This is a genomic window from Psychrobacillus sp. NPDC093180 (genome assembly GCF_044754065.1).
Classification (GTDB): Bacteria; Bacillota; Bacilli; order Bacillales_A; family Planococcaceae; genus Psychrobacillus.
The window spans coordinates 111176-132784 of sequence record NZ_JBIVOJ010000008.1; the positions used below are offsets into that span (position 1 = coordinate 111176).

The window sequence follows — 21609 nt, forward strand, 5'->3', positions numbered from 1 at the left end:
TCAACAATATTTACTTAACATTATTAACTCCTCCATACCTACTTAATGTTTGTTTCGTAACATAAGCCTTGTAAGCAAATTAAAACAAACATAAACAAACGGAGGTTTTCAACAATGTCTTTTAAGCGTGTTTGGAAGAAAAGTTTAATCGGTGTATTAGCAGTATCTATTTTGGCGGCTTGTTCAGATGGTTCAGCTAAAACAACCGTTAATGGCAACGATTTATCAGTAGATGAAATTATAGCAAAAGCAAAAGAAGAAGGTACAGTAAACTCGGTAGGTATGCCTGATACTTGGGCAAACTGGGTAGAAACTTGGGAAGAGCTTGGAACGGAGTATAGCTTAAACCATGCAGACACAGATATGTCGAGTGCAGAGGAGCTTGCAAAGTTTGAGGCAGAGAAGGAAGATGCAACGGCTGATATCGGGGATGTTGGTATTGCATTTGGACCGATTGCAAAAGACAAGGGTTTAACATTACCTTATAAAACTTCTTATTGGGATGATATTCCGGAGTGGGCTAAAGATGAAGAAGGTCACTGGGTTGTTGGATATACAGGAACTATGTCGTTCTTAACAGATACAAACAATGTGAAAAATCCACCTAAATCCTGGGATGATATTAAAAACGGTGATTTTAATGTAAGTATTGGTGATGCATTAACTGCAAACCAAGCACAGTTTGCTATTTTAGCAGCGGCGATGGCTTATGGTGGGGACGAGAAAAATTTACAGCCAGGAATTGATTTCTTCGCAGAGCTTGCAAAACAAGGTCGTCTACAAGGGGATGCAACAGTTGCGAACTTAGAAAAAGGAGAAATCGATGTAGCAATTATGTGGGATTTCAACTCGTTAGGCTATCGCAACCAAATTGATGAGTCACGCTTTGAAGTAGTAATTCCAGAAGAAGGTTCTGTTATTTCTGGATATGCAACCGTTATTAATAAATACGCAAAAAATCCACATGCTGCAATGTTAACACGTGAGTATATATTATCGGACGCTGGACAAGAGAATCTGGCAAAAGGATATGCTCGACCAATTCGTGAGAACGTGGAGCTTTCTGCAGAAGTAGAAGATTTATTATTACCAGCGGAAATGTATGAAAATGCAAAACCAGTTGGCGATCAAAAAGCATGGGAAGAAACAACGAAACAAATTCCACAAATGTACCAAGAAAAGGTGTTAATCCATGTTAAATAATCGTGTGGTTCTTATAGTCATAGACGCACTTAGATACGATACTGCCTGTACACATATGGGCTACATGCAACATTTAGTGGAAAGAGGTACTGCTGCGCGCTATGAAGTACGCTCAGAAGTACCCTCATTATCACGCCCATTATATGAGACGATTTTAACCGGGACACCTCCAATTATCCATGGAGTCACAAGCAATGCCACGGTACGTTTATCCAATCAAACGAGCTTATTCCATTTAGTACAAGAGAGTGGGAAAACAACAGCTGCTACTGCTTACTACTGGGTAAGTGAACTCTATAATAGCGCTCCTTTTAATCATTTTACGGATCGTATTCAATTGGATACCAATCATCCGATTGAAAATGGCTTATTCTATTTTGAAGATCATTATCCAGATAGTCATTTATTCGCTGAAGCAGCTTGGTTAATGGATGAAAAGCAACCAGACTTTTTATATATTCACCCCATGAATGTGGATGATGATGGGCATAAGTTTACGGCAGATTCGAAGGAATATCGTAATCGAGTATTAGCAGTAGATGCGATTCTTTCGTTGTTCATCCCTAAATGTTTGGAGCTAGGATACGATGTAGTAGTGACTGCGGATCATGGCATGACGAGTGATGGAAACCATGGTGGTAATACAATAGAAGATCGTCATGTTCCGATGTTTGTATTATCAAAGCAAGTAAAGCCAGGTATTAAAGAAGGGATTGTTTCACAGTTACAGGTGGCACCTTTAGTTTGTCAGTTACTAGAAATAGAGCCTTCAGAAGAAATGGTTCCTCTTCTTCTGAACGGTGTACGTACAAAAAAAGAGGCCTAGTGCCTCTTTTCTATTGAACTTCATTCATCAGAAGTTTGTGAACTACTGATGAATGAAGTTCAAGCTTCAGGCGGATGTCACAGATTTTTCTCGTGTTAGCTCGAGAAAAATCTGGACGCAAAATCGCCGAGTCGAATTTGATAAAGGAAGTAGTGATTTTGTTTTGACTTCTAAAAAGCAATTGTTCGTTTGGATATTGCCGTTTTTAGTCTTAATTTTATTATTTTTCATCGTACCATTGCTATATATGGTCATTTCAAGTTTTAGTAATGGCGATGGCTTTACGCTCGGTCATTATCAAGAGGTATTGACGAGTAGTTATATATTACAAGGTTTTAAAAATAGCATTACTTTGTCTGCGGTTTCGGCAGTTATTGCACTCATTGTAACGTTGTTTGCGGTATATGCGATGATGCGATTTTCAGAGCCGGTGCGTGAGCGTATTTTAATGATTTCGAATTTGACTTCGAACTTCTCGGGTATACCACTGGCATTTGCTTTTATTGTTTTGTTAGGGAATAGTGGTTTGTTTACACTGTTATTCGAAAAATGGGGAATCGAGTCGTTAACCTCGTTCTCTTTATATAGCTGGGGTGGATTACTGCTCGTCTATATTTACTTCCAGTTACCACTTTCACTAATGCTTTTATATCCTATCTACTACGGAATTCAGCAGCAATGGAAGGATGCAGCAGCATTACTTGGGGCATCTACATTTCAGTTTTGGCGTAAAATTGGTGTTCCAATTATGCTTCCGGGAATTGTTGGTACGTTTAGTGTGCTTTTTGCGAATGCGATGGGAGCATATGCATCGGCCTACGCTCTGACAGGAAGTAATAATAATTTAGTCGCAATTCAAATTGGAGCATTATTAAGTGGTGATATTTTTGCACAGCCAGAGCTAGCAAGTGCCATTGCAGTGTTACTCGGTGTAACGATGATTATTGCGATGCTATTAAGCGAGTGGAGTATTAAGAAAACAAGGAGGAATTTAAAGTGAAAAAGAAAGGTTTCGCGGATTTATTCTTTGTCTTCCTTCTTTTATATTTATTCCTCCCAATTTTAGCAACGATGCTTTATGCATTTGCAACTAATTGGAACAAAACAGTGTTACCAGAAGGACTTACGATTAAATGGATTGCCACGTTATTTCAGGATAGTAGTTTTATCGAGGCATTTGGACGATCCGTATTACTTTCTGGAGGAGCGGTACTGCTTGCTTTGCTTTTCATCGTTCCAGCAATTTTTGTTATCGTGCTTTATTTTCCAAAGTATGAGAAATGGATTCAAGCTGCAGTTGTGATGGTATATGCATTTCCAGGAGTAATACTAGCAGTTGGATTGATCCGCGCGTATGCGCATATTGGAGTACCGATGATTGTAGCTGTTTTAGGGGCATATGTAATCAGTATTTTACCTTATATTTATCAAGGAACGCGCAATAGTCTGCGTAACGTGAATGCAAGACAGTTATTGGATGCTGCTGAGCTGTTGGGTGCATCGAAAGCTCAGGCTTTTTTAAAAGTATTGTTGCCTGCTGTGTATCCAGGACTGTTTGCTGGTGCGTTATTATCATTTTCTGTGTTATTCGGTGAATTTGTTTTGATAAATCTAGTAGTTGGTTCTCGATTTGAAACAGTTCAAATCTACTTGATGAAAAAGCTAAGTACGAGCGGCCATATTGCGAGTAGCGTTGTGTTTGTTTACTTAGTATTGATGGGTATTTTAACGTTTATCATATCCATGTTAACCAAACGATCAAAAGGGGCTGCCAAAGTATGAGTTACGTTGTAATAGAAGGTCTTCATAAAATGTATGGCAATAATGCGGTGTTATCCAATATTGATATGACGATTGAAGAAGGTAAATTTGTTACATTACTCGGTCCGAGTGGGTGCGGAAAAAGTACCATTTTACGTATAGTTGCTGGTTTGACAGACGCAACTTCTGGTGCGGTGAAAATCGAAGGAAAAAATATGAACAACATCCAACCGAAAAATCGTGAAGTAGGAATGGTGTTTCAGTCCTATGCATTATTTCCAAATATGACGGTAAAAGAAAACGTCGCATTCGGCCTGAAAATGAAAAAAATGAACGAGAGTGAAATAGAGCAAAAAGCAAAAGAAGCTTTAGCAATAGTACATTTATCTGACAAAGAGCATGCATTTCCGCATGAATTATCCGGAGGACAGCAACAACGAGTAGCACTTGCAAGAGCGCTGATCGTACGACCGAAAGTATTGCTTCTAGATGAACCACTTAGTGCATTAGATGCGCAAATTCGTAAAAAGCTGCAAGCAGATTTACGCTCGATTCAGACAGAGCTTGGTATGACGATGGTTTTAGTTACGCATGACCAAGAAGAGGCAATGGCAGTGTCGGATAAAATATTCGTCATGAATAAAGGAGAAATCGCTCAAGAAGGAACTCCAACAGAGATTTATACGAAACCAGAAAGTGAATTCGTAGCCAATTTCATCGGACATTATAATGTATTTACACGCAAAGAATTGGAGCAAATGATTGGAAATAAATTACCCGGGGAAAGGCAAAAGTTCGCCATTCGACCAGAAGCGATTCATTTAACGGCAAAAGAAGGTGACTACCGTTTCAAGGGTACTGCAAAAGAAGCTGTGATGAGTGGAAATGTCATTCGTACTGTTTTCCAAGCAGGAGACCGATCTTTTTCTGTGGAGCAATTACATGAAAGACAAGCTTCGTTAGTGCTTGGCAATACGTATGAATGCTATGTGTCACAAGAAGACGTGGTTGCGTTATTATGACCTTTTCCAAATTAGAACGTTTTGAACATATTTTAAGTAAGCTAGAGTTCGAACGAAAAATTGTTGTCTCTGTCATTGCTGAAGAATTGAATGTGGCACCAGAAACGATTCGTCGTGATTTTGATGAGCTAGAGGAACAGCATTTGTTAACAAGAGTACATGGTGGTGCTGTGAAGTTCATTAATTTAAGAAAAGAGCCAGAGTATTTACGAAAGATAAATATGCAAAAAGAAGCAAAAAGAGAAATTGCTCGTGTTGCAGCCACCCGGATTAAAGATGGGGATACCATTGCGGTAGACGTTGGAACGACTACTGTACATATTGCGGATTTTCTTATGGAAGTGAATAACGTAACGGTCGTGACAAATTCCATTTCTGCTGCGGTGAGATTCAATATGGCGTTAGAAGAAAAAAGAATGACAGGAAAAGTAATTTTGCTTGGAGGAACAACAAATCCGGAACAATCATCTGTTTCAGGAGCGATGACATTAGAATGGCTAAATCGTATGAATTTGGATAAAGCATTTTTGTCATGCGGAGGAATTGACGACGGAATCGTGTATGACTACGATTTGGATGAATCGCTTGTTTCTGCAAAAATGCTAGAGAATAGCTACTGCCGCATATTATTGGCGGATGACTCAAAAATCAACCAAAAATCTTTCTATACGATATGCAATCTAAATGATATTTCAGAAGTGATCTGCGAAGAAGTACGCCCGTCTACTTGGACGACTTTTGAAGGAAAATGGACAGTGGCCAATGGAGGTAAGTGCAAATGAAAATAGATTATCACGTACATTTAGAGGAAGGTCCATACTCATTTCGTTGGTTGGATCGAACTTCTCAGGCAATTAATACTTTTCACTTGCCACATGGATTGGAAAAAGGCTCAAAGGAATATATAACTTGGCAAATAAATGCTTTGAAAAATAGATTAGATAAAGGCTGTTACAGTGAAGAGTGGTTGGATTATTATTTGATCCAAGCAAAGCAGCTTGGATTAAAGGAAGTTGGCATTGTAGACCATTTATATCGCTTCAAAGAGACAAGGGCTTACTTTGAAAAAAATATGGTACTAGATGAGACCGATTTAGGGGAAAAGCAACGATATTGGCTGGATAGTGTGATGACAGAAACTATGAATGTTTTCGTAGATGCTATCTTGCAAGCAAAAGAGAAATGGCGAAGTGAGGGAGTAGATTTAAAGCTAGGCATTGAAGCGGATTATTTTGTTGGATGTGAAAGGGAACTTGAGGAACTGCTTCACGGATATCCATGGGATTATGTCATTGGTTCTGTTCATTTTGTAGATGGTTGGGGATTCGATAATCCACAAACCGTTCATAAATTTGAAGGTATAGACTTGAAAGAACTGTATGAACGATTTTTTACGACAGTGGAAAAAGCAATTCGCTCGGAATTATTTGATTTTGTAGCGCATTTAGATAATTTGAAGGTGTTCAATTTTCAAGTAGATGATATAGACTTTAGGATGAATTGGTATAAACGCATTGCAGAAGCACTTGCGGAAACGGGAACTGCTACAGAAGTGAATGCTGGTCTCTATTATCGTTATCCCGTCAAGGAAATGTGCCCTGGACCTGATTTTGTAAAGATTTTAGTAGAACATGGTGTAGAGTTTACTGTGTCTTCCGATTCTCATTACCCAGATGATTTAGGGAAATTTACGGAAATGAATGCAGATATGCTAAAGGATTTAGGTGTACAAAAGCTTGTTGGATTTGATAAGCGTGTAAAGAAATATCATTCATTATAAAAATGACCTCTTCCAGTGAAAGGAAGAGGTCATTTTATTATAGGTGTATTGGTTTTTTAGCTCGTATATCTCCAAGAAAGAACTTTCCGTATGGAATTATTTTTTGAATCACAATGGATATGAGAATAGGAACGGCTAAACCTAATGTTGTAAATCCTATTAATCCATAGTGGAAATAGTCGTTCATAATAATATCTGTGAAAATATGCAAATACATAATTGCAATCGAATGTTTTTCCACTTTAGCCAACCATTCTAGTGGTAGAATCGTTGTTAGTCTTTGGAAAATACCGAGAATGACAATAATAAAAGCCATTGGGATTACTAAATCGAGTACCAAATGGTCATAGCGTAAAAACTTCATACTCAGATGATAATCGATTATTCCTACATAATCTGTTACAACTGCACCAAGCACAACTAAAAGAGCACCAAGTAACCAGTGAATCTTGATATTCATCCAAATAGATTTGGCGTAATAGCCAAGGGAAAAATAGACGATTGCCATTAACACTACATCTAGATTCCATAGCATCGGAATCGTTTGAGCTGCTTCAGCTGGACCTCCACTAATAACATGCATTGCAAAAATACTTTCTAAGTGGGCTACTAAATAGAAGATTACAAGTAGCATGACTTGTTTTATACGACTTAAGTATTTGGTCATCCACATGAATAGCAAGTATGTAAAAAATAATGTTGTTACAAACCAAAAGACTCCGTAGGCACCGCGTGCAAACCGTCCTGCGATAACTAATTTCCATAAATCTTGCAAGTACCAGGATAATTCAAAGTTTCCTAATGCTAGTTCCATGCTATAGCGAATAGCTGTAATAACAAATAGGAAGAATAGATACGGTACCATTAGCTGCATAAATCTTTTTTTGATCGTTCCTTTAGTATTTTGATCATCTTTTATTTCTTTAAAAAATATGCCACTCAATAAGAAAAAAGCTGGCATGTGAAACCAATAAATATATTTGATGAATGGAAAATTTAGTTCTCCGGGATAATGACCGATTACTACAAGAATCATCAAAAATCCTTTCGTTACATCCACCCATGTTAATCTTTTTTGCGTCATAAAACTTCCTCCAGAGCATTATTCTAAGTTGTATTTAACCTATATTAAGTGAATATAAACCCAGAGTATGTTTCAATTCAATTACATTTTGATTAAATTGTCCTTTTAAGAGAAAAAGAATACTAAAAAAATGGTTAAATATAATAAGTGAGAGTAAATCAGGAAAAAGTATATAAAAAACTGACTGAAAAGTTAGACCAAACAGTAGAAATGGAAAGATTAAGAAGTTAAATTGCTTTTTGTTAATACCTAATTAAAATTAGACTAAACTTTCGAATTAAATAAAGTTCGAATCTTAATAACTACGAAACTTGTTGTGAAAACCTGGCAATTTAATTGGGGAAATTAGCTGATAAAATATTATAAGGAGGATTTGATAATTAAAAAGAGGGTATAATTAAAATAAGTAATTTAGGAAAATGGCGAAAGGAGGTTTTTTTATGATAGAAAATTTTCAATATGAAAAAGAAATTTTTGGAGGCTTGCCTCATAATATAATCCAATTCAGTTTCTCTTTCCAGGACAACACATTCAAGGGACATTATAAAGATGGAGAAATTAATTGGTTTCATCCAAAACCGGAGCGCCTTGTAGAGGATGTGCTTCCTCATGAGATAGAGGAAGCAGTACTGAAGAAAATAGAACAAGAGCTAGGAATTTTTATTATGATGGACAATTTTCAAATTGAAAGAATTTTCGAGGGCTTGCCCCATGAAGTCATTCAATTTAGTTTCAATATGAATGATAGTATATACAAAGGTCACTTTAAAGATGGAGAAATTAGTTGGTTTCATCCAAAACCAGGCCATCTTAAAGAAGAAATTCTTTCGGATGAAGTAGAAGCTGCAGTATTAAAAAAACTAGGTCCATATATTTCGTAAAGACAGCCGATGTGCTGTCTTTATTTTTGATTGGGAAACTATAGAAGATTTAGACCGGGAATAACTATTTCCAAGTAGCATAAGGAACGGCATGGTATAGGGAAACTGCGTTGCAAGGTAATCTCCCGTCAATGTCGCAACAGGGCTTTCGTTTAAAATGGAGGGATCGATGAATAAAGCGAAAAGAACGAAACCAAATTTGCAGTCTTCGGCCAATAGGGACCAACTTGATGAAACTAAGAAAAATGAAGTGTTCTTTCACTACAAGTGGCGACCAACCTATTGAAACTAATCTTTTTTGTGGAAAATTTACCCTTTTCCAACTAACCCTACGATTATTCCAACTAAATGCACCAAAATTCCAACTAAACCAGTGAATTTTCCAACTAACCGCTTCAAAATTTCAACTAAACACATCTTCTAAGAAAAATATATAAAAAACAATTAAAATCAAGACTATTTTAGACCATTTTTACATGCATAGATGCTAACCCGTCGAAAATAGTGTCCAATCTATTAAAGTTGATCGTTATTTGTAGGAAGAGTATCCTTTTATATAATCGGAAGCATATGCTCAGTAAAAGCATCTGTTAGGATGATTGCTCACTCAGGGGAAATTTTAATGGAAATTGTTTACGACGCATTTTCCCTAATATGTGTGTTATTCCATTAATCGTACCCATGAGCTAAATGGGACAGCAGTTAGCGCTTTAGTACTTTTGTACCTATTGTTGTATTATTAAATAGACATATGTATCAACTGTTACTATAATAAACATAGTGATTGAAATTTGTTTTCAGATATACATACACGAGTAGATAATCTGTAAAGATGAAAAGTAACATTACCTTCCCCCGCTTGCTTATTTTAGGCAGGCTTCTTCTAAATCCACTAAATTTATCGAAAAGCACACTTAATTTATGAAGGCAGTATTTGCAGTATACCATTGAAGAGATTTAGCACGATGTATAAAACTTTAGTTCACAACAAAGTGCAAAAGTGTAAAAATCTCTGGATAGCTATTTTAATAAATAATCTATAAGGATGACACTTATTTCCGTGCCTTCTAACTTATAGGGTCTTTTTATTGTATAAATTATTGTTTATTAACCTAAACTTACCTCTGAAAGATGCTTCCTATTTATAGGAATTTTTACTTGTGCTTTTCATGCGCAAAGAAGAACTTTCAGGTTATTAAAAATGTATATATTTTATCAGAAAATAATGTTTTCAATCTACTAGATGAACTAAAAAATGAGATAAAACTATTTCATTTTATGATTGGAGGAAATGCCGTGCACTTGTTACCGCGCGAACAAGAAAAACTATTAATCGTCGTTGCAGCAGATTTAGCGAGACGTCGAAAAGAAAGAGGTTTAAAGCTCAATCATCCTGAGGCAGTATCTCTCATTACGTACGAAATATTAGAGGGTGCTCGTGACGGTAAAACGGTAGCTGAACTAATGGCGTATGGTGCCACTATTTTATCGGCAGAAGATGTGATGGACGGTGTTCCAGAAATGATCGACGATGTTCAAGTAGAAGCCACATTCCCAGATGGCGTAAAGCTTGTAACCGTACATTCACCGATTCGTTAAAAAGGAGGGTTCCGGCATGATACCTGGAGAATACGTTTTAAAAGAAGAAGATATTATTTGTAATGAAGGAAAAGAGACGAAAATTATCTCTGTCGTAAATAATGGGGACCGCCCTATTCAAGTGGGTTCACATTTTCACTTTTTTGAAATTAATTCTTGGATTGAATTTGACCGAGAAGAGGCATTTGGTTTTCGATTGAATATCCCAGCAGGTTCAGCTGTTCGCTTTGAACCCGGCGATCCGAAAGAAATAGAACTTGTAGCTTTCGGTGGAGAAAGACGCGTTTATGGATTGAACAATAAAACTGAAGGATCATTAGATCGGGGGTAATACGATGAGTTTCAAAATGTCAAGACAACAGTACGCTTCCATGTACGGTCCAACAACCGGGGATGCTGTACGCCTAGCGGATACTGATCTTTTTATCGAAATTGAAAAAGATTATACGACTTATGGTGAGGAAGTTGTATTCGGTGGAGGAAAAGTAATTCGTGATGGAATGGGGAGTCATCCGCTTGCAACACGTGACGAGAATATTCCTGATGTAGTTATTACGAATGTTATTGTTTTAGATTATACAGGAATTTACAAAGCGGATGTAGCGATTCGTGACGGTAAAATTGTCGCGATAGGTAAAGCGGGAAATCCATTATTAATGGATAATGTAGATATCGTCATTGGTGCATCTACTGAAATAATTGCCGGTGAACATAAAATTTTGACAGCTGGTGGTATTGATACACATGTGCATTTCATCAACCCAGCACAAATTGAGACAGCACTCACAGCTGGACTTACGACATTAATCGGAGGCGGAACTGGTCCTGCCGAAGGTTCAAAAGCAACGACGGTAACTCCAGGCGAGTGGCATATGCATCGTATGCTAGAAGCGGCAGAAGATATGCCCATCAATGTTGGTTTTTTAGGAAAAGGTCATGCGGCTGCAGAAGAACCACTTGCTGAGCAAATTCGCGCAGGTGCAATTGGCTTGAAAGTACATGAAGACTGGGGTGCAACTTACTCTTCCATCGACATGTCGTTAAAAGTTGCGGACGAATACGATGTGCAAGTGGCGATTCATACAGATACACTAAACGAAGGTGGGTTTGTTGAAAATACAGTTTCCGCATTCAAAGATCGTGTAATTCATACGTTCCATACAGAAGGAGCGGGTGGTGGACATGCCCCTGATATTATCAAAGTAGCGAGTCAGATGAATGTATTACCGGCATCTACTAACCCAACACTTCCTTTTACTGTAAATACAATAGATGAACATTTAGATATGTTAATGGTTTGTCATCATTTAAGTCCTGATATCCCGGAAGATGTAGCCTTTGCGGATTCTCGGATTCGAGCGGAAACAATAGCAGCAGAAGATATTCTACAAGATTTGGGCGTTTTTAGTATCACTAGTTCCGACTCTCAAGCGATGGGACGTATCGGAGAAGTACTAATTCGTACATGGCAGACAGCGGACAAAATGAAAAAACAACGCGGCAAGTTTGAGAATGATAAAGGAATCGGCGACAACAATCGTGTAAAGAGATACGTTGCAAAATATACGATTAATCCTGCAATCGCACACGGAATTTCCGACTATGTAGGATCGATTGAAGTAGGGAAATTTGCAGATTTAGTTCTGTGGGAGCCTAGATTTTTTGGTGTAAAACCAAGCATGATTCTTAAAGGTGGAATTGCGGTGCAAAGCTTAATGGGAGATGCGAACGCTTCTATTCCAACTCCACAACCGATTCTTTATCGTCCTATGTACGGAACGATGGGGAAAGCGAAATACAAAGCATCGATCACATTTGTTTCGACTGCGGCATATGAAGCGGGTGTACATGAAAAACTTGGCTTACAAAAAACAGTTCTTCCTGTACATGGTATTCGCAATTTAACGAAAAAAGATATGAAATTAAATGGAGAAACGCCGGAAATCGACGTAGATCCAGAAACATATGAAGTACGTGTAAACGGAGAGCTTCTAACTTGTGACCCGGTGGACACTGTTCCAATGGGGCAACGATATTTCTTATTCTGAGGTGACGAAATGATAATTGAAGAAGTAGTGACACATATTGATCAAATAGATCCAAAGGTTTTAGAAAGTACACATAAAGAAAAAGTATATTTGGAAAGTAGCGACCTTGTTAAGCGTATTCAAAGAGTTAAAACGGACCATGGAAAAGAAATTGGAATTCGCTTAAAGGAAGCGAAGGATTTGCAAGCTGGAGACGTGCTGTATATGGATGAGAAAAACATGATCATCATTGAAGTTTTTCCTGATGACTTGCTTATTATCTCGCCACGCAGTATGCATGAAATGGGGACAATCGCCCACCAATTAGGAAATAGACATTTACCTGCTCAGTTTGAAGAAGACCAAATGCTCGTTCAGTATGATTATTTGGTAGAAGAGTTACTAGAACAACTCGAAATTCCTTATGCGCGTGAAAAGCGAAAAGTGAGACAAGCCTTCCGCCATATCGGGCATAGTCATGACTAATTATTTGTTGCCTTTGTTTCAATTATGCGATTCCAATTTGCCGACCGGGGGATTTAGTCATTCGTTTGGTTTGGAAACGTACATTCAAGAAAATAAAGTACATGATAAAACGAGTTTTTCCAAATGGCTTAAAATGTACTTAAATGAGCAGTTGGTCTATTCAGATGGACTTGCCAGTAGGCTTATTTACGAAGCCCTAGTAGTGGAAGACTATGAAAAAATATGGCGATTGGATCGACTTATTACTGTTCAAAACCTGCCTCGAGAAACGAGGGAAGGCACGAATAAAATGGGTGAGAGAATGCTTACTTTAGGTTTAGATTTATATCCAAGCCCTCTCTTACAAACATATAGACAACGTGTAACAGAAGGTGTGTCATTTGCACATCCTGCTATTGTATTCTCCATCATCGCTTTTCAGCTGGATGTTCCACAAAAGTTAGGGATTTCAGCGTTTCTTTATTCCTCCATATCAGGATTAGTTCAAAATGCAGTTAGAGGCATACCATTAGGTCAAACGGCCGGACAACAATTATTAAGAGAGTTTCAAACATATATTGAGGAAGCCGTTGATAAGATTGCGCTTCTTGATGAAGGTGATTTTGGTGCTGTTGCGCCAGGATTAGAAATATCGCAGATGAAACATGAGCGTGTGAATATACGCATATTCATGTCTTAATGAAAGGAAGATTATTTATAAATGGAACCAATTAAAATAGGAATAGGTGGACCAGTAGGTGCTGGGAAAACAATGTTAGTAGAAAAATTAACTCGTCATATGGCAGATGAAATTAGTATGGCTGCTATTACAAATGACATTTACACAAAAGAAGATGCTAAGTTTTTAATGAATAATGGAGTTTTACCAGAGGATCGTATTATTGGAGTAGAAACAGGAGGATGTCCACATACTGCAATCCGTGAGGATACGTCAATGAACTCTGCAGCAATTGAAGATTTGAAAAAACGTCACCCTGATCTAGATTTGATCTTTGTTGAAAGTGGTGGAGATAACTTAGCAGCGACATTTAGTCCAGAGCTTGTTGACTTCTCTATTTATATTATTGATGTTGCGCAAGGGGAAAAAATCCCACGTAAAGGTGGACAAGGGATGATTAAATCCGATTTGTTCATTATCAATAAAACTGACCTTGCTCCATATGTAGGTGCCAACTTAGACGTGATGGCTTCGGATACAAGAGTGTTCCGTGGGAATAAACCATTCATCTTTACAAATCTTAAAGACAATACTGGATTAGAGGAAGTAATGGATTGGATTCGTAAAAATGCGTTACTTGCAGGATTGAAATAAGATGGAAAATTGGACGGGGATCCTACAACTTGTGATGGAGAAAAAGAAAGACAAAACTGTCACAAAAACGGTGTACTTCCAAGGTGCGTTAAAAGTGCTTCGCCCAAATTATTTGGATAATACAGGACAGGCTTGCTTTTTTATCGTGAATCCTGGTGGTGGTTATGTCGGCGGGGACCGTTATCGAATAGAAGTGCTACTTGAAGAACAGGCGGAGTTAATACTAACAACCCAATCTGCCACAAAAGTATATCGAACACCGACCGCACCAGTACTGCAGGAAACGGAGTTTATATTAAAAAAAGGTAGCGTCCTCGAATATATTCCGGATCCACTTATTGCTTATCGCGATGCAAGGTATGATCAAAACACTGTGATAAGAATGGAAAGAGGATCCACACTTCTTTATACGGATATATTAACGCCGGGCTGGTCTCCAGATGGAGAATGGTTTAAATATGATCAACTAAGATTAAAAAATGAAATTTACTTAGATGACCAGTTAATAGCCTTTGATCATTTAAAGCTACAACCTGATGATTCGCAAGTAGAAGATATAGGATTTATGGAAAGTTATACACATTTAGGTTCGATGATTGTAGTAGATGAGAGATGTACGACTGGATTTCTAAATCAGTTGTATGAGGAGCTGGAAAGTTACATTCCTACTTGTAAAATAGGTATGTCCATGTTGCATGAGTCAGGATTTACGATTAGAGTTCTTGGTTCTTCGACGCAACAAATTGAAGAGATACTTGCTGTTTGTACTTCATTTATACGACATGAATGGTTTTCGAAAAAACCTTTGTCATTAAGAAAATATTAAATTACTATAAAAGTCCGATAAAGGGAGTTACAACTCCTTATTATCGGTCTTTTTGCATTTCGTCTGTATTAATCCTGCTTTTTGGGAAAAGATAGAACGGATTATACAAATTAGGAGTGAATGGATTATGTTGCAGCTACAAACGGAATTAGAAGGAAAGCAAGCTTATTTTGGACAAGTGCGAAATAGTATTCAAGATTTGGGATACAGTATCGGAGGGAATTGGGATTATCATAAAGGAAGCTTTGATAATGTCTTGTGGCGCGAAGCAGGAGAGACAATCTATTTAAGGCTACCATTCGAGGTGCTTGAAGGAGACTTAGATCATCAAGAAGCATATATAAGATTTCAAACTCCTTATGTTATTAAGCATGTGGTGAATACTGGCTTAGATAGGGATGAAAATTCATTATTAACTTCTACAGGTTTCAATCAGTTCCAGGATCCTCTCGATAAAGACGGTAAAATTGAGGATAAAAATAGATGGGTGCATGCTGGAGAACAAGCTGTAGAACAAATTATACGTCTAGTGCACTAAAGAAAGTAAAATCATTTCGCCATTTCGCGAAGTGATTTTTTTATATTCAAAGGCAGTCTACTTACATTCCTTCTTCTATTTCTTTATAATAGAAGCAAATAGACAAGTATTTGAAAGGATAGCGACCGATGATATATGAGCAAATAATTAATTCGGAGCAAGAAACAGAGAAACTTGCGTACCAGCTTGCTGATAAGCTAGAGCCTAGTGACGTGCTCACTTTAGAGGGAGATTTAGGAGCCGGCAAGACAACTTTTACAAAAAGTGTAGCGAAGGGTCTAGGGATTACAAGAACTGTCAATAGCCCGACATTTACGATATTGAAGCAATATGAAGGTCGTGTTCCTTTGAATCATCTCGATGTTTATCGCTTAGCGGATAGCGATGAGGATTTAGGATGGGACGAATTGTTTTACGGGGATGCAGTAAGCATTATCGAATGGGCTCATTTGATAAAGGAAGACCTGCCACCGGAGCGTTTGGCTATACAAATCCAAAGGTTGGAAGATGATAAGCGAAAATTTACATTTACTCCACTTGGACAAAGATATGAACGATTATGTGAGGAGCTTTTTGAATGATTTGGTTAGGAATAGATACATCCCATACACCACTTGCGGTAGCTGTTGTGGAGGATGACAGAGTACTTGCTTCGTACCAGTCATCCCTTAAAATTACTCATTCTATTGGAGCGATGCCTGCAATTGAAGCGTTATTAAAAAAAGCAGATATAAAGCCAAGTGAAATTGATGCGATTGCTGTTGCGATAGGACCGGGTTCCTATACAGGTGTGCGAATCGGAGTGACGATAGGAAAAACACTTGCTTGGACATTGAAAAAACCGATTTTTTCCGTGTCGAGTTTACAAGTGTTAGCTAGTAATGCATCGTACTTCCCTGGAATTGTATGTGCAATAATGGATGCTAGACGCGGCAACGTATTCGCAGGAATTTATACGAACGGGGAAGCTGTAAAAGAAGCCCATATGCCACTTGTAGAATTATTAAAAACTGTGGATGAAATGGGGCAGCCGGTTTTATTTGTTGGAATGGATGTAGGTATCCATTGGGAGCAGATTAAAGAAGTACTTGGAGATCGAGTTGAGCGCGCATATGCAGCGTTCTCTTTACCGAATGCCGCAGTCTTAGTTGAGCTTGCCAAAAAACTACAACCTACAGAAGTACATACGACTGTGCCTGAGTACTTGCGCATCACAGAGGCGGAAGCAAATTGGATGAAAGAGCAGAAGAAAAATGATAACAAATGAAATAATAACGTATCGAAAAATGACATTGGACGATATCGATCAAATACTTTTAATAGAAGAAGAAGCATTTGCGACTCCGTGGACAAGAGAAGCATTTGAACATGAAATGACGACGAATTTATATTCGCATTACATTGTAGCGGAGACGGAAACAAAAGAAATCGTCGGATACTGTGGCATGTGGATTGTTATGGATGAAAGTCATATTACAAATGTAGCAGTTTCGGAGCGTATGCGCGGGCAAAAAATTGGCGAAGGCTTAATGCGCGAAGCAATTCGTGTAGTGCTCGAGCAAGAAGTTGTACTAATGACACTAGAAGTACGAGTGACAAATGATATCGCCAAAAACCTATATTATAAGCTAGGTTTCCAAGATGGCGGAATACGAAAAAATTATTATACAGATACGCAAGAGGATGCTCTTGTCATGTGGGTGGAGTTTAAATGATAAAAGATCAATATATATTAGGAATCGAAACGAGTTGTGATGAAACAGCGGCTTCCATTGTGAAAAATGGTCAGGAAATCATTTCAAATGTAGTTGCTTCTCAAATCGAAAGTCATAAGCGTTTTGGAGGGGTTGTACCAGAAATTGCTTCAAGGCATCACGTCGAGCAAATTACGATGGTCATCGAAGAAGCGCTAAAGCAAGCTAATATGTTACTGGAAGATTTAGATGCAGTAGCAGTTACTGAAGGTCCGGGGTTAGTAGGTGCACTTTTGATAGGTATAAACGCAGCGAAAGCATTTGCCTTTGCTAACAGCCTTCCACTTGTCGGTGTCCATCATATCGCTGGTCATATATATGCAAACGCACTTGTTCAACCGATGGAGTTTCCGCTATTAGCATTAGTGGTATCGGGTGGTCATACAGAATTAGTATTGATGAAAGAAGACGGTCAGTTCGAACTAATCGGAGAAACAAGAGACGACGCAGCTGGTGAAGCGTATGATAAAGTAGCGCGAGTTTTAAACTTACCGTATCCAGGTGGACCACATATTGACCGACTTGCAAATGAAAGTGATGGTGCGGTGTCTTTCCCAAGAGCATGGTTAGAAGAAGGGTCTTATGACTTTAGCTTTAGTGGATTAAAATCCGCAGTGATTAATTACCAGCATAATGCAGAGCAGCGCGGGGAAGAGATCAATCCTAATCATCTAGCAGCAGGCTTTCAAGAAAGTGTGATTGAAGTATTAACGGCAAAAACGTTAAGAGCAGCACGAGAATTTAATGTGAAACAAGTAATTGCTGCAGGTGGCGTGGCTGCGAACAAAGGACTTCGCAAATCACTGGAAGAAACATTTGCAAAAGAAAACATACCTTTCTACGTACCTCCAATCTCGTTGTGCACAGATAATGCAGCCATGATTGCTGCAGCAGGAAATTCTAAGTTTTCTGCTGGAAAGACAAGTGATATGTCGATGAATGGTCGTCCCGGTATGGAATTAAATAGTTGGAAATAAACGAAATCCTCTTTTCTTCGACAAGAAAAGGGGATTTTTTAACAGGTATTATTCAACTTGTCAATAGAGAACATTCGTACTTATGCACAGTTTGGGGACAACTTGTGCATAAGTTTTGTATTTTCTATATATTGTGTCTCATTTACACACAATTATGTGGAAAAGTCACATTGAAATCTGTGGATAATGTGTATAAGTCTGTTGATATGTTGGTATTACTAGTTTTTTCTTGTGAATAAAATTGTGGAAAATGATATCGAGAAAAAAAGTACTTGACCAACATATATAGACAAAATTCGACAAGGGATTTTACAGTAAATGGCTGACTATGACAAACGAGAAGGCAAACGAGAGAAAAAATTAGTTGAATGCGACAAACTAGCATGTGTAGACGACAAATGAACAACCGAACGCGAAAAAGCCGTCAAATCGCCACTGCATATACAAAAAAGAGATTCCCTTTATAGGAATCCCTTAGTTTGAAGCTATTTCTTCTAATAGTTCTTGTAGCTCTAGCCATTCATTCGACAATTCATCCTGTTTCTCTTTCCAACCATCTAACTCTACTTGTAATTGTTGCACTGCTTCATGGTCTTGGAATATAGCTGGGTCACAAAGCTTTTCTTCTATAGAAGCAATCTCCAAATCCACCGTTGGAATTTGTGCTTCTAGCTCTTCTAGTTGTCGACGTAATTGACGCTCTTTCTTCTTAGCTTCTTTATCGATGGTGGAAGTATTCGCCTTCACAACAACTGTTTTCTCAACAACAGCGTTTTCCAGTGCAAGCTCTTCTAGTTCTTCTTTCTTTTCTAGGTAATAATCATAATCTCCTAAGTAAAGGGTCGCTTGATCACTAGATAACTCAATCACTTTTGTAGCTATCCGATTAATAAAGTATCGATCATGCGATACAAAAATAATCGTTCCTGGGAAATCGAGTAATGCATTTTCAAGTACCTCTTTGCTGTCCAAATCCAAATGGTTCGTCGGCTCATCGAGTACAAGTGTATTTGCTTTTAATAGCATTAATTTAGCTAGTGCAAGTCTTGCTTTTTCTCCACCTGATAAGGTAGCAATCGTTTTTTGTACATCATCACCGCTAAATAGGAAGCGTCCCAATACGTTGCGTACATCTTTTTCATTCATCAGAGGCCATTCATCCCATAGTTCTTGCAAAGCGGTTTTATTGCCAGTAAGAGCTGCTTGTTCTTGATCGTAATAACCAAACTGAACGTTTGTCCCATATTGAATTTTCCCGGCGTTATGATCTAATTGTTTCATCAGTGTTTTTAGTAGCGTGGATTTTCCGACACCATTTGGTCCAACGAGGGCAATTCGATCCTGCTTATAAACAGAAAAAGAGATATTCGAGGAGACGGTTTTGTTTGGATAACCAACAGCAACTTCCTCTAATCGCAATACGTCATTTCCACTTGGACGATCGATTGTAAAACCAAAATTAGCCGATTTTTCGTCGCCATCTGGTGCATCCATCCAATCAGTTTTTTCCAGAACTTTACGTCTTGATTGCGCCATTTTCGTTGTAGAAGCACGTGCTAGGTTTTTGCTCACAAAGTCTTCTAATTTTGCTTTTTCTTCCTGTTGTTTCTCGTATTTCTTTTTGTCGAGCTCATAGTTTTTCGCTTTTTCATCTAAATAAGCACTATAATTTCCAACGAATCTAGTTACATTATGACGAGAAACCTCATAAACAAAGTTAACGACTTGATCTAAAAAGTAGCGGTCATGAGAAACGATTAAGATGGCGCCGTCGTAATTTTTTAAAAAATTTTCTAAAAAGCTAAGCGTTTGTATATCTAAGTGGTTAGTTGGCTCATCAAGGATAAGCAGGTCTGGTTTGCTTAATAACATTTTGGCAAGGGCTAGTCTCGTTTTTTGACCACCGGATAACGCTTGTACAGGTTTATCATAATCTTCTGGGAAGAACTGCATTCCGTGTAAGATGGAACGGATATCCGATTCGAATCGATAACCCCCAGCTTCGTTGAAAGCGAGCTGTAATTCATCATAGGCTGAAGTTACACGAGCATACGCTTCCGGGTCCTCATATACGGAAGGATCAGCCATTTGTGCCTCTAGAGAACGAAGCTCTTTTTCCGAGTCGATTAAATGACTAAAAATAGATTTCATCTCATCCCAGATAGAAAGCTTTGATTCCAGTCCGGCATGTTGCTCTAAGTAGCCTAATCGAACAGTTTTGGGCATAATGATTTCGCCGGAATCATAAGACATCTCCCCAGCAATTATTTTAAGTAAAGTAGACTTTCCTGCACCATTTCGGCCCACAAGTGCGACACGATCTCGGTCTTGAACTTCCAACTTTACATTTGTTAATATATCTTCACCATTAAAGGATTTAGTTACTTGATTGACTTGTAAAACAATCACGATAATTCGCACCTCAATTCTATCCTAAGTGTAATGGATAGGGACGAGCGTTGCAACGCCCTAGCTTTACAATAGAGGAAATGTCTAGTAATATAAAAACGATTTGTAACAATGAAATAGGAGGGTTTTTCATGAGACCTGAACTTCCAAGAATTCCTCAAGCAACAACGAAAAGACTTCCGTTATATTATAGATTTCTACAAAGCTTTCATAATGCAGGGCATAAACGTGTTTCTTCCCAAGAGCTAAGTGAAGCAATGAAAATAGATTCTGCTACAATTCGAAGAGACTTCTCGCATTTCGGTGCACTCGGCAAAAAAGGATATGGCTACGATGTTCCAACGCTTCTAGAATTTTTCCGAAAAACACTCGATCAAGATGAAGCAGCACATGTAGCGTTAATAGGTGTCGGTAGCTTAGGAACTGCATTCCTTAAATATAATTTTCAGAAAAATCATAATACGAAGATTGTCGTTGCGTTTGACACGAAAGCACCAGTAGGAGGAATGATGAAAAGTGAAATTCCTGTTTTTCATCCAAGTGTGATGGAAACGAAACTTGCCGAGTATGGGATTGAGTTAGTAATATGTACTGTTCCAAGTCGCTCGGCACAGGAAGTTGCAGACCGTTTGGCGAAAACAAAAATAAAAGGTATTTTGAACTTTACACCTGTGAGATTGACTGTCCCTGATACAATTCGCGTACATACGATTGACTTGTCTGTTGAGGTACAAACACTAATTTATTTAATACGAAATGAGCATATTGAAGATTAAGAGAAAAGCCTTCCAGCTGACGGAAGGCTTTTTGTATGGGGAACGAGCGTGTGTACAAAATATCACCCGAGCAAAAGAAAGTGCTAAGCGAGCATAAAGAGAGCGAAACCGAGCAATGCCAAGCAGAATCTGCACAATGAAATATCACCCGAGCAAAAGAAAGGGCTAAGCGAGCATAAAGAGAGCAAAATCGAGCAATGCCAAGCAGAATCTGCGCAATGAAATATCCTCCGAGAAATAGGAAGTGCTAAGCGAGCATAAAGAGAGCGAAACCGAGCAATGCCAAACAGAATCCGCGCAATGAAAGGTCCTCCGAGCAATACAAAGGGCTATGCGAGCATAAAGAGA

General features: G+C 38.2%; 23 protein-coding genes. 21 read left to right on the forward strand and 2 right to left on the reverse strand.

Annotation, left to right across the window (positions count from 1 at the left end):
- The first annotated feature begins 114 nt into the window (after positions 1-114).
- The 7 genes from ACIP9W_RS13460 (at position 115) to ACIP9W_RS13490 (ending at position 6592) form a co-directional block, all read left to right on the forward strand.
- Entirely contained in the window at positions 115-1203 is a 1089-nt protein-coding gene (locus ACIP9W_RS13460; RefSeq protein WP_400790223.1) for an ABC transporter substrate-binding protein, read from the forward strand.
- Positions 1193-2029: an alkaline phosphatase family protein gene (locus ACIP9W_RS13465; protein WP_400790225.1), complete on the forward strand. Its 837-nt coding sequence runs from the start codon at positions 1193-1195 to the stop codon at positions 2027-2029. Before ACIP9W_RS13460 ends, ACIP9W_RS13465 begins: the two co-directional genes overlap by 11 nt.
- Positions 2030-2192: 163 nt before the next feature.
- Positions 2193-3029, forward strand: a complete 837-nt coding sequence (locus ACIP9W_RS13470; RefSeq protein ID WP_400790531.1) for an ABC transporter permease — start codon at positions 2193-2195, stop codon at positions 3027-3029.
- Positions 3026-3811: an ABC transporter permease gene (locus tag ACIP9W_RS13475; protein WP_400790227.1), complete on the forward strand. Its 786-nt coding sequence runs from the start codon at positions 3026-3028 to the stop codon at positions 3809-3811. Before ACIP9W_RS13470 ends, ACIP9W_RS13475 begins: the two co-directional genes overlap by 4 nt.
- Complete coding sequence (locus ACIP9W_RS13480; protein ID WP_400790230.1) at positions 3808-4812, forward strand: ABC transporter ATP-binding protein; 1005 nt, start codon at positions 3808-3810, stop codon at positions 4810-4812. Before ACIP9W_RS13475 ends, ACIP9W_RS13480 begins: the two co-directional genes overlap by 4 nt.
- The gene (locus ACIP9W_RS13485) at positions 4809-5594 is read left to right on the forward strand and encodes a DeoR/GlpR family DNA-binding transcription regulator (RefSeq protein WP_400790233.1); all 786 of its coding nucleotides are present in this window, start codon (positions 4809-4811) and stop codon (positions 5592-5594) included. Before ACIP9W_RS13480 ends, ACIP9W_RS13485 begins: the two co-directional genes overlap by 4 nt.
- Positions 5591-6592, forward strand: a complete 1002-nt coding sequence (locus tag ACIP9W_RS13490) for a histidinol phosphate phosphatase domain-containing protein (protein WP_400790235.1) — start codon at positions 5591-5593, stop codon at positions 6590-6592. The genes ACIP9W_RS13485 and ACIP9W_RS13490 overlap by 4 nt, the downstream gene beginning before the upstream one ends.
- A gap of 37 nt (positions 6593-6629) precedes the next feature.
- On the opposite strand, the gene ACIP9W_RS13495 is transcribed toward ACIP9W_RS13490, so the two are convergent.
- Complete coding sequence (locus ACIP9W_RS13495) at positions 6630-7676, reverse strand: acyltransferase family protein (RefSeq protein WP_400790237.1); 1047 nt, start codon at positions 7674-7676, stop codon at positions 6630-6632.
- A gap of 440 nt (positions 7677-8116) precedes the next feature.
- On the opposite strand from ACIP9W_RS13495, the gene ACIP9W_RS13500 reads away from it, so the two are divergent.
- From ACIP9W_RS13500 to tsaD, 13 genes are all read left to right on the forward strand, one after another.
- The gene (locus ACIP9W_RS13500; RefSeq protein WP_142539784.1) at positions 8117-8557 is read left to right on the forward strand and encodes a hypothetical protein; all 441 of its coding nucleotides are present in this window, start codon (positions 8117-8119) and stop codon (positions 8555-8557) included.
- 1296 nt (positions 8558-9853) lie between these two features.
- Positions 9854-10156 (forward strand): urease subunit gamma, encoded by a 303-nt coding sequence (locus tag ACIP9W_RS13505; protein ID WP_142539785.1) that lies wholly within the window; start codon positions 9854-9856, stop codon positions 10154-10156.
- A gap of 16 nt (positions 10157-10172) precedes the next feature.
- Entirely contained in the window at positions 10173-10487 is a 315-nt protein-coding gene (locus ACIP9W_RS13510; protein WP_400790240.1) for an urease subunit beta, read from the forward strand.
- Between the two features lie 4 nt (positions 10488-10491).
- Positions 10492-12204: an urease subunit alpha gene (gene ureC, locus ACIP9W_RS13515; RefSeq protein WP_142539787.1), complete on the forward strand. Its 1713-nt coding sequence runs from the start codon at positions 10492-10494 to the stop codon at positions 12202-12204.
- Positions 12205-12213: 9 nt separating this feature from the next.
- Positions 12214-12669, forward strand: coding sequence for an urease accessory protein UreE (gene ureE / locus ACIP9W_RS13520; RefSeq protein WP_282242148.1), 456 nt, complete (start codon positions 12214-12216; stop codon positions 12667-12669).
- Entirely contained in the window at positions 12662-13348 is a 687-nt protein-coding gene (locus ACIP9W_RS13525; RefSeq protein ID WP_400790243.1) for an urease accessory protein UreF, read from the forward strand. The genes ureE and ACIP9W_RS13525 overlap by 8 nt, the downstream gene beginning before the upstream one ends.
- Positions 13349-13369: 21 nt before the next feature.
- Entirely contained in the window at positions 13370-13981 is a 612-nt protein-coding gene (gene ureG, locus ACIP9W_RS13530; RefSeq protein ID WP_282242150.1) for an urease accessory protein UreG, read from the forward strand.
- Position 13982: 1 nt separating this feature from the next.
- A complete protein-coding gene (locus tag ACIP9W_RS13535; protein WP_282242151.1) occupies positions 13983-14807 on the forward strand; it encodes an urease accessory protein UreD in 825 nt (274 codons plus the stop codon).
- A gap of 127 nt (positions 14808-14934) precedes the next feature.
- On the forward strand, positions 14935-15345 hold the full coding sequence (locus ACIP9W_RS13540; RefSeq protein ID WP_400790246.1) for a YugN family protein: 411 nt from the start codon (positions 14935-14937) through the stop codon (positions 15343-15345).
- Positions 15346-15473: 128 nt separating this feature from the next.
- Positions 15474-15926: a tRNA (adenosine(37)-N6)-threonylcarbamoyltransferase complex ATPase subunit type 1 TsaE gene (gene tsaE / locus ACIP9W_RS13545; RefSeq protein ID WP_400790249.1), complete on the forward strand. Its 453-nt coding sequence runs from the start codon at positions 15474-15476 to the stop codon at positions 15924-15926.
- Positions 15923-16612, forward strand: coding sequence for a tRNA (adenosine(37)-N6)-threonylcarbamoyltransferase complex dimerization subunit type 1 TsaB (gene tsaB / locus ACIP9W_RS13550; protein ID WP_400790251.1), 690 nt, complete (start codon positions 15923-15925; stop codon positions 16610-16612). Before tsaE ends, tsaB begins: the two co-directional genes overlap by 4 nt.
- On the forward strand, positions 16599-17060 hold the full coding sequence (gene rimI, locus ACIP9W_RS13555; protein ID WP_400790253.1) for a ribosomal protein S18-alanine N-acetyltransferase: 462 nt from the start codon (positions 16599-16601) through the stop codon (positions 17058-17060). The genes tsaB and rimI overlap by 14 nt, the downstream gene beginning before the upstream one ends.
- Entirely contained in the window at positions 17057-18076 is a 1020-nt protein-coding gene (tsaD, locus tag ACIP9W_RS13560; protein WP_400790256.1) for a tRNA (adenosine(37)-N6)-threonylcarbamoyltransferase complex transferase subunit TsaD, read from the forward strand. Before rimI ends, tsaD begins: the two co-directional genes overlap by 4 nt.
- A gap of 474 nt (positions 18077-18550) precedes the next feature.
- Here the strand turns inward: tsaD and ACIP9W_RS13565 are convergent, their stop codons facing one another.
- Entirely contained in the window at positions 18551-20485 is a 1935-nt protein-coding gene (locus tag ACIP9W_RS13565) for an ABC-F family ATP-binding cassette domain-containing protein (RefSeq protein ID WP_400790258.1), read from the reverse strand.
- A 131-nt stretch (positions 20486-20616) separates the two neighbouring features.
- Between ACIP9W_RS13565 and ACIP9W_RS13570 the strand changes: the two genes are divergently transcribed.
- Positions 20617-21261, forward strand: coding sequence for a redox-sensing transcriptional repressor Rex (locus ACIP9W_RS13570; protein WP_400790260.1), 645 nt, complete (start codon positions 20617-20619; stop codon positions 21259-21261).
- Positions 21262-21609: the final 348 nt, after the last annotated feature.